The following is a 9,106-nucleotide window of genomic DNA, read 5'->3' on the forward strand; positions in this document are numbered from 1 at the left end:
TCGATCACCGGAACACCCGCCGCCCCCAGGGCCGTCCCACCGCCGCCGGTCGACGGCCGGTCACGACCCCGCCCGCACCGGCGGGCGGCACCGCTCTCAGGCCAGGTCGAGGGCCCGGGCGGCGGCCATCGGGTCGTTCGCGATGGTCAGCGGGGCGGGTGCCGTGGAGATGGCCCACTCCGGGTCCTTCAGACCGTGGCCGGTCACCGTGCAGACCACCGTCGAGCCGGGCGGCACCGCGCCCGCCGCGGCCTGTTGGAGCAGGCCGGCCACGCTGGCCGCGCTGCCCAACTCGACGAAGACCCCCACCTCGCGGGCGAGCAGTCGGTACGCGGTGAGGATCTCCCGGTCGGTCACCGCGGCGATCAGGCCGCCGGAGGCGTCCCGTGCGTCGAGCGCCTTGGTCCAGCTCGCCGGGTTGCCGATCCGGATGGCGGTGGCGATGGTCGACGGCTCCGGCACGACCTGACCGGTCACGATCGGGGCCGCGCCGGCGGCCTGGAAGCCGTACATCTTCGGGGCGCGGGTGGTGGCGCCGGCGGCGCGCTCCTCCGCGTACCCCATCCAGTAGGCGGAGATGTTGCCGGCGTTACCGACCGGCAGGCAGTGGATGTCGGGCGCGTCCCCGAGCGCCTCGACGATCTCGAAGGCCGCCGTCTTCTGGCCGTGCAGCCGGTCGATGTTGACCGAGTTGACCAGTGCCACCGGGTGATCCTGGGCGAGCTTCGCGGCGAGCGACAGGCAGTCGTCGAAGTTGCCGCTCACCTGGAGCAGCTTCGCGCCGTGCACCAGCGCCTGGGCCAGCTTGCCCAACGCGATCTTGCCCTGCGGCACCAGCACCGCGCAGGTCAGCCCGGCCCGCGCCGCGTACGCGGCGGCGGACGCGCTGGTGTTACCGGTGGACGCGCAGATGATCGCCTTGTTGCCGGCCTCGACCGCCTTGGACACCGCGAGGGTCATCCCCCGGTCCTTGAAGGAGCCGGTCGGGTTGGCACCCTCCACCTTGAGGTGCACGTCGCAGCCGATCCGGGCGGAGAGCACGGGCGCCGGCAGCAGCGGAGTGTTGCCCTCGTGCAGCGTGACGACCGGCGTGGCCGCGGTGACCGGCAGCCGATCCCGGTACGCCTCGATCAGACCCCGCCACATGTCGCTCTCCTCGCCTCTACCGCCACGCCGACCTGAGCACCAGGCCACCCTGGACCACCCTGCCGGAGCGATCGACGGCACACCCCGGCTTACCCACCTGGCGGGACGCGCGAGCACTCCCGTCGACGGTGCAACGACTCAGGCGTCGCCCTCGACCCGCAGCACACTGGTCACCGACCGGACAATGTCCAGACCGCGCAGCTCACCGACGGTCGCGGCGAGCGCCGCGTCCGGTGCCACGTGGGTGACGATGACCAGCTCGGCGTCGCCGTCGCGGCCGGGCGACCCACCCGCCGAACCCTGCCGCACGGTCGCGATCGACACGTCGTGCCGGGCGAACACGCCCGCCACCGCGGCCAGCACACCCGGACGGTCGGCCACGTCGAGGCTCACGTGGTAGCGGGTCAGCGCCTCGCCCATCGGCCGGACCGCCAGGTCCGCGTACGCGCTCTCGCTGGCCGCGCGCACCCCCGCGAGCCGGTTGCGGGACACCGCGACCACGTCGCCGAGCACCGCGCTGGCGGTCGGCGCGCCACCCGCGCCCCGGCCGTAGAACATCAGCTGCCCGGCCGCGTCGGCCTCGACGAAGACCGCGTTGAACGCGTCACCGACGCTGGCCAGCGGGTGGCTGCGCGGGATCATCGCCGGGTGCACCCGGACGCTGACCGTCTCCCGGCCGGTCGGGTCGACGCCCCGGGCCGCGATGCACAGCAGCTTGATCGTGCAACCCATCGCCCGGGCGCTGGCCACGTCCGCGGCGGTCACCTCGGTGATGCCCTCCCGGTGCACGTCGGCGGCGCCGACCCGGGTGTGGAACGCCAGCGAGGCGAGGATCGCCGCCTTCGCCGCCGCGTCGAAGCCCTCCACGTCGGCCGTCGGGTCGGCCTCCGCGTACCCCAGCTCGGTGGCCTCGTCGAGGGCCTCGGCGAAGCCGGCGCCGGTGGCGTCCATCGCGGAGAGGATGAAGTTGGTGGTGCCGTTGACGATGCCGGTGACCCGGGTGATCCGGTCGCCGTGCAGCGACTCGCGCAGCGGGCGCAGCAGCGGGATGGCCCCGGCCACGGACGCCTCGTAGTAGAGGTCGCCGCCGCCCTCGGCCGCCGCGTCGTGCAGCGCCGCGCCGTCCTCGGCGAGCAGCGCCTTGTTGGCGGTGACCACGCTCTTGCCGGCGCGCAGCGCCTCGACCAGCCAACCCCGGGCCGGCTCGATGCCACCGACCACCTCGATCACCACGTCCACGTCGTCGCGCTTGATCAGGCCGAGCGCGTCGGTGGTGAACAGGTCGTCGTCGACCGGCAGGTCACCGCGGTCACGCCCGAGCCGGCGGACGGCGATGCCGGCGATCTCCAGCGGAGCGCCGATGCGGGCGGCCAGGTCCGTCGACTGCTCGTGCAGCAGCCGCACCACCTCCTGGCCGACCGTGCCGCAGCCGAGCAGTGCCAAGCGCACAGGTGACGTCATCCAACATCCAATGCGAGCAGGTCGTCTTCGGTTTCCCGCCGGACGATCAGACGCGCCTGGCCGTCACGCACCGCGATCACCGGTGGCCGGGGCACGTGGTTGTAGTTGCTGGCCATGCTCCGGCAGTACGCGCCGGTGCCGGGCACTGCGACAAGATCTCCGGGCTGCACGTCGGCGGGCAGGAATTCATCCTTCACCACGATGTCCCCGGACTCACAGTGCTTTCCCACCACGCGGGCGAGCAACGGCTGCGCGGCCGACGCCCGGGAGGCCAGCGTCGCCGAGTACGACGCGTCGTACAGCGCGGTGCGGATGTTGTCGCTCATCCCGCCGTCCACACTGACGTACGTGCGGATGCCGTCGAGATCCTTGACCGTGCCGACCTCGTAGAGGGTGAACACGGCCGGCCCGACGATGGCCCGACCCGGTTCGATCGACAGGTGCGGTACGGCCAGGTTCTCCGCCGCGCACTCCGAGTCGACGATCTTGCGCAGTCGCTTGGCCAGGTCCTGCGGGGTCGCCGGGTCGTCCTGGGTGGTGTACGCGATGCCGAACCCGCCGCCCAGGTCCAGCTCGGGAAGCTCCACGCCGCGGGCGTCGCGGATCTGCGCCTGCAGGGCCAGCACCCGGCGGGCCGAGACCTCGAACCCGCTGGCGTCGAAGATCTGCGAGCCGATGTGCGAGTGCAGACCGCGCAGCTCCAGCACACCCTCGTCGAGGATCTTGAACGCGGCGTTCGCGGCGGCACCGCCGGCCAGCGAGAAACCGAACTTCTGGTCCTCGTGGGCGGTGGCGATGAACTCGTGGGTGTGCGCCTCGACGCCGACGGTGACCCGGACCAGCACGCGGGGCCGGACCCCACGCTCGCGGGCCAGCGCGGTGAGCCGGTCGATCTCGGTGAACGAGTCGACGATGATCCGCCCCACCCCGGCGTCCAGCGCCCGGGTCAGCTCACGGATCGACTTGTTGTTGCCGTGGAAGCCGATCCGCTCCGGCGGCATCCCCGCGGACAACGCGGTGGCCAGCTCGCCTCCGCTGCACACGTCCAGGTGCAGGCCCTCCTCGGCGATCATGCGGACCACCGCCCGGCAGAGGAACGCCTTGCCGGCGTAGAAGACGTCCTCGGTCGGGAACGCCGCCCGGAAGTCCCGGCAACGCGAGCGCAGGTCGGCCTCGTCGAGGACGTACACCGGGGTGCCGAACTCGGCCGCGATGTCGCGGACGCTCAGGCCCGCGACGGCGAGCGCGCCGTCGGCGCCGCGCGTCACGCTGCGCGGCCACAGCGCCGGCACGAGGGAGTTGACGTCCTCGGGGGTACGCAGCCAGGCCGGCCCCTGGTTGCTGATGTCCGCGTGCAGCGCACCGGCCTCGTGAGCCCTCATGTCACATCCTCTCGGGTGCGGAGACGCCGAGCAGGTGCAGACCGTTGGCGATCACCGTGCGGGTGGCGTTGTTGAGCCACAGCCGGGCGCGGTGCAGGTCGGTGACCTCCTCGTCGCCCAACGGCAGCACCCGGCAGTTGTCGTAGAACCGGTGGTAGGACGCCGCGACGCTCTCCTCCAGGTAGCGGGCCACCCGGTGCGGCTCCCGCAGCTCGGCGGCCGTGGCCACCACCGCCGGGAACTCGGCGAGCGCCTTGAGCAGCTCGTTCTCCTTCTCGTGGTCGAGCAGCTCGGGGCGGAACGCGTCGGCGTCGCCCGGCACCAGCCCCACCTCCGCGGCGTTGCGGGCCACGCCCGCCGTACGGGCGGCCACGTACTGCACGTAGTAGACCGGGTTGTCGCGGGTCGCCCGGGTCCACAACTCGATGTCGATGTCGATCGGCGAGTCGCTGGAGTAGCGGGCCAGCGCGTACCGGGAGGCGTCCACGCCGATCGCGTCGACCAGGTCCTCCAGCGTGATCACGGTGCCGGCCCGCTTGCTCATCCGCATCGGGGCCCCGTCGCGCACGAGGTTGACCAGCTGCCCGATGAGGATCTCCAGGTTGCGCTCCGGGTCGTCGCCGAAGCAGGCGGCCATCGCCTTCATCCGGCCGATGTAGCCGTGGTGGTCGGCGCCCAGCATGATCACGACCCGCTCGAAGCCGCGCTCCCGCTTGTCCAGGTAGTACGCGCAGTCCGCGGCGAAGTAGGTCCACTCGCCGTTGGACTTGCGCAGCACCCGGTCCTTGTCGTCGCCGAAGTCGGTGGTGCGCAGCCAGGTGGCGCCCTCGGACTCGTAGAGGTGCCCCTGCTCGCGCAACCGGGCCAGGGCGAGGTCCAACTCACCCCGGTCGTGCAGGTCCTTCTCGTTGAAGTAGGTGTCGAACTCGACCCCGAAGTCGCGCAGCGAGGAGCGGATCTCGTCGAACATCAGCGCGACACCCTCGACCCGGAACACCTCCTGGGCGGCGGCGTCGTCCAGGGACCGCACCTCCGGGCGGCGGGCCTGCACCTCGGCGGCGATCTCGGCGATGTACGCCCCGCCGTAGCCGTCCTCCGGCGCCGGCTCACCCTTGGCGGCGGCGAGCAGCGACCGGGCGAACCGGTCGATCTGGGAGCCGGCGTCGTTGAAGTAGTACTCCGTGCCGACGTCGGCGCCGGTGGCCCGCAGCAGCCGGCTCAACGCGTCGCCGACGGCCGCCCAGCGGACCCCGCCGATGTGCACCGGCCCGGTCGGGTTGGCCGAGACGAACTCCAGGTTGATCTTCTCGCCGGCCAGCCGGTCACTACGGCCGTACTCCGCGCCGGCCTCGACGATCACCCGGGCGAGCTGGCCGGCGGCGGCCGCGTCGAGCCGGATGTTCAGGAAGCCCGGCCCGGCGATCTCGACCGATTTGACCCCCGGTGCCCGACCCAGCTCGTCGGCCAGGGCGGTCGCCAGCTCCCGCGGCGGAACGCCCACCTTCTTGCTCAACTGCAGCGCGAGCGTGGAGGCGTAGTCGCCGTGCTCGGGGTTGCGCGGCCGCTCCACCACCGTGCGCTCCGGCAGCGCGGCGCGGTCCAGCCCACGCTGGGTGAAGACGGCGTGGGCGGCGGCAAGGACGACCGAGGCGAGTTCTGCAGGAGTCACCCAGCCATGTTATCGGGGGTAGACTCGGGCACTCGGCGGCTACCCTGCGCGTCATCCGGCCCGCCACTCCCCCTGACCGACCGACTTGACGAGGCACGATGAGCATCAGCACCCCGGGTGGCCCCGAGCGCCGCCCGACCCTGGTCAGCACCGGCAAGAAGCCGGCGGCGGGCCGGCCGGCGCCCGACGCCAAGGCCGGTTCCGGCAAGCCGACGGGCTCCCCCCGGGCCGGTGGCAAGGGCCCGCGCAAGCCGGTCACCCCGGTCAAGGTGAGCCAGGGCCGCGCCTGGGGCCCGATCGCGCTCTTCGTCGCGGTGGGCGTGCTCGCCGCCGGCATCATCGGCTACGGCGCCTGGGCGTCGTTCCAGGGCTCCAAGCCGTGGGACAAGAAGGCCAACGCCATCGACGGCATCGTCAACATCCGCAAGACCGACAAGACGAGCCTCGACTACGAGTCGCACAAGTCGGGCCCGCTGACCTACAAGTACTCGCCGCCGGTGGGTGGGGTGCACAACGCCGCCTGGCAGAACTGCATGGGCGACGTGTACGACGCCCCGATCGCCAGCGAGCACGCCGTGCACAGCCTGGAGCACGGCGCGGTGTGGATCACCTACCGCCCGGACCTGCCGAAGGACCAGGTCGACAAGCTCGCCGGCAAGGTGCGCGGCGTCGAGAAGATGCTGATGAGCCCGTACGAGGGCCTGGACAAGCCGATCTCGCTGCAGGCGTGGGGCTACCAGCTGAAGGTCGACAACGCCGACGACAAGCGGATCGACGAGTTCATCAAGGACCTGCGGGTGAACGCCTCGGTCGAGGGCCCGACGGCGCTGTGCAACCAGGGGGTCACCGCCACCGGCACCACGCCGCGTGAGCTTCAGCAGCAGCCGCCCACCCAGTAAGGACGCCGATGACAGCCCCCACCACCACCGACACCGAGTACGACGAGACCCAGCCCGCCCCGCACGAGGGCGGCCGGGCACCGGCGCGGCGTTACGGGGTGCTCGCGCTGGCCGCCCTGCTGGTGGTGGGGTTGCTGCTCGGGTACGCCGGCGGTCTGCTCACCCCCCGGCTCACCCGACCCGGTGACGCCTCGGTCGAGGCGGGCTTCGCGCGGGACATGACGACCCACCACGCGCAGGCGGTGGAGATGAGCCTGATCGCGTACCGGTCGGCCACGCTGCCCGAGGTCCGCCAGATCGCCGTCGACATCGCCACCGGCCAGCAGGGCGAGATCGGCGCCATGCAGACCTGGCTGCGCGAATGGGGGCTGAGCCCGACCGGCTCGAAGCCGCCGATGTCGTGGATGTCCGACGGCGCCACCGTCAAGGACGGGCTGATGCCAGGGATGGCCACGCCGCAGCAGATGGCCGCCCTGCGCGACGCCAAGGGCATCGAGGTCGACCGCCAGTTCCTGACCCTGATGTACGCCCACCACCTGGGCGGCATCCACATGATCGACGCGGCGCTCGGGGAGACCGACAACGCGGAGGTCGTACGGGTGGCGGAGACCATGAAGGCCACCCAGCAATCCGAACTGAACAACCTGCGGCAGCTCCAGGCGCAGGCCAAGGGCTGATCCCTCGCACGGGCCACACCGGGCCCGCGTCACCGCCGCACACCGGCGGGCCGCGGGCCCGCATCCTGTCCCGGGGCGCGGGCCGCGACCCCGCGTCCTGCCCGAGGGCCCGGGCCCGATGATCGACTCGGGTTCCTGGAAGCCGGGGTGTCCCGGGCGCGTCGACACCCCGTTTTCCAGGAACCCGAGTCGATCAGCATGCATATCCGCAGGCCCCAGCCCCGTACGCCGCGCAGATGCCCCTTGTGGGCGTTTTGCGAGGGACAGGCGATTACGTTGCTTAGAGAGTTTTCTCCCCACATATCGTGACCAGTTGCGATTCGGGCTCGTTGCCCAAGACGTGGGGGTTGCACTCAGAGACGCACGGCGTTCGGTCACCAGTTGGTGCCGGCGCCACACCATCGGCGGTGACGGGGCGGTGGCAGCCGTCCGTCGCGGACAGCGGCAGGGCGAGCCGGGATTGCTCAGCCGCGAACAGGAACTTGAACTGATCGACGTGCTGCGGGGCGTCCACCCCGACGAGTTCGGCCTGGACGAGGAGTTGTGGACGCGGCAGAGCCTCACCACGCTCATCCAGCGCCGCTTCGACCTGCCGCTGGACTCCGGCGCGGTCGGGGCGTACCTGCGGGCCTGGGGGTTGGGTCCGCGCGAGCCGCGCGAGCGCGCCTGCGGGCTCTGCGTCAGCGCGGTCGAGCGCTGGGTACGCAGCGAGTACCCGGCGATCACCCGCGCCGCCCAGGAGCACCTCGCCGAGGTCTACTGGATCGGCCGGGTACGCCTGCGCGGCACCATGCCGGCGGCCGACGTGATCTCCGCCGTCTCGTCCCGAGGTCGGGTGCGCTTCATGATCACCACACCGACGGTCGACCCGCCGCTCCCCCGCGACTTCGTGCTGCGGCTCAGCGGCACGGAGGAGCGCACCGTGCACCTGATCGTGGACGGCTCCTGGCCGCGCAACGAGTGGCCGCGCCGGCTCCCGCGACGGATCGTCCTGCACCCGCTGCCCAGCTGCGGCCGAGTGATCGCCGCCGCCTGATCAACCGTCCGGACCATGGCCGCCGGCCACCGGCCAACTCCCGCGCCAGCCGGACCCGCACGACGGCGGCCGGCCAGGATCCGCGTAGGAACAGGGAAAGCGCCGCGACGGGGCAGCACCTTCCCGACGTTGTGCGGATCTTGAGATCGCGATCCGCACAGGGCCTGCGACACGATCGGGGCACCGATACCGATTCGGTGTTCCTGGAGGAGGTTTGCTAGTCTTCTCCAGTCGCTGAGCCCCCGTAGCTCAGGGGATAGAGCACCGCCCTCCGGAGGCGGGGGCGCAGGTTCGAATCCTGCCGGGGGCACCAGAGCTCAGCAGCACGGTAAGGCCCTTGACCGGGTGACATTCGGTCAGGGGCCTTTTCTCTGCGCCCGGACCCTCGGCGGTCCGATGGCGGATGTCCAGGTCGAGGCGGCGCGGTCACCCCGACTGCCCCGGATCTGTTAACAACCCTTGATATTAAACTTCACGAACGTCAATATGTGGAGGTCGCGGGACGTCGAAGCCTGGGGAGTGAGCATGAGAAGCCGTCGGATTTTCGCAGTGGTGGCCGGGGCGGCGATGACCGTCGCGGCCGCCGTCGCCTTCGTTCCCAGCAGCATGGCCGCCGTGTCCTCGGCCGACGTCGCACCGATGGTCGCCTGCACCGCGCCGGGCTGGGCCGAGGGCAACACCTACCAGGCGGGTGCCCAGGTCACCTACAGCGGCCGGCTCTACCAGGCTCTGGTCACCCACACCGCGTACCCCGGCACCGGCTGGAACCCGGCCGCGACCCCGTCGCTGTGGCGTGACCTGGGCGCGTGCTCGGGAGGCACCCCGCCACCGACCAC

8 protein-coding genes and 1 tRNA gene are annotated in these 9,106 nt (G+C 71.8%); 5 read left to right on the forward strand and 4 right to left on the reverse strand.

Going from position 1 to position 9,106, the window contains the following annotated elements; translation table 11 throughout:
- Window positions 1-96: 96 nt before the first annotated feature.
- From thrC to argS, 4 genes are all read right to left on the reverse strand, one after another.
- Window positions 97-1,146: a threonine synthase gene (gene thrC / locus F8271_RS15390; RefSeq protein ID WP_151490458.1), complete on the reverse strand. Its 1,050-nt coding sequence runs from the start codon at window positions 1,144-1,146 to the stop codon at window positions 97-99.
- A gap of 138 nt (window positions 1,147-1,284) precedes the next feature.
- On the reverse strand, window positions 1,285-2,595 hold the full coding sequence (locus F8271_RS15395; protein ID WP_192580298.1) for a homoserine dehydrogenase: 1,311 nt from the start codon (window positions 2,593-2,595) through the stop codon (window positions 1,285-1,287).
- Between the two features lie 8 nt (window positions 2,596-2,603).
- On the reverse strand, window positions 2,604-3,989 hold the full coding sequence (gene lysA / locus F8271_RS15400) for a diaminopimelate decarboxylase (protein WP_151490460.1): 1,386 nt from the start codon (window positions 3,987-3,989) through the stop codon (window positions 2,604-2,606).
- 1 nt (window position 3,990) lies between these two features.
- Window positions 3,991-5,658 (reverse strand): arginine--tRNA ligase, encoded by a 1,668-nt coding sequence (argS, locus tag F8271_RS15405; protein ID WP_151490461.1) that lies wholly within the window; start codon window positions 5,656-5,658, stop codon window positions 3,991-3,993.
- 98 nt (window positions 5,659-5,756) lie between these two features.
- Here argS and F8271_RS15410 point away from each other — a divergent pair, with 98 nt between their 5' ends.
- The 5 genes from F8271_RS15410 to F8271_RS15435 all read left to right on the forward strand — a co-directional run.
- Window positions 5,757-6,557, forward strand: a complete 801-nt coding sequence (locus F8271_RS15410) for a DUF3105 domain-containing protein (RefSeq protein WP_151490462.1) — start codon at window positions 5,757-5,759, stop codon at window positions 6,555-6,557.
- A gap of 8 nt (window positions 6,558-6,565) precedes the next feature.
- Window positions 6,566-7,234: a DUF305 domain-containing protein gene (locus F8271_RS15415; RefSeq protein ID WP_151490463.1), complete on the forward strand. Its 669-nt coding sequence runs from the start codon at window positions 6,566-6,568 to the stop codon at window positions 7,232-7,234.
- A gap of 340 nt (window positions 7,235-7,574) precedes the next feature.
- A complete protein-coding gene (locus F8271_RS15425; RefSeq protein WP_151490464.1) occupies window positions 7,575-8,270 on the forward strand; it encodes a winged helix-turn-helix domain-containing protein in 696 nt (231 codons plus the stop codon).
- Window positions 8,271-8,508: 238 nt separating this feature from the next.
- A tRNA-Arg gene (locus F8271_RS15430) sits at window positions 8,509-8,583 on the forward strand.
- A gap of 212 nt (window positions 8,584-8,795) precedes the next feature.
- On the forward strand, window positions 8,796-9,106 hold a 311-nt coding region (locus F8271_RS15435; protein WP_370461914.1), incomplete at its 3' end, for a carbohydrate-binding protein.

This window comes from Micromonospora sp. ALFpr18c, assembly GCF_008868155.1.
Classification (GTDB): Bacteria; Actinomycetota; Actinomycetes; order Mycobacteriales; family Micromonosporaceae; genus Micromonospora.

Excerpts from the sequence above, each read along its gene's own strand:
- lysA (WP_151490460.1), bottom strand. The coding sequence starts at position 3,989 with ATGAGGGCTCACGAGGCCGGTGCGCTGCACGCGGACATCAGCAACCAG.
- thrC (WP_151490458.1), bottom strand. The coding sequence starts at position 1,146 with ATGTGGCGGGGTCTGATCGAGGCGTACCGGGATCGGCTGCCGGTCACC.
- F8271_RS15410 (WP_151490462.1), top strand. The coding sequence starts at position 5,757 with ATGAGCATCAGCACCCCGGGTGGCCCCGAGCGCCGCCCGACCCTGGTC.
- F8271_RS15415 (WP_151490463.1), top strand. The coding sequence starts at position 6,566 with ATGACAGCCCCCACCACCACCGACACCGAGTACGACGAGACCCAGCCC.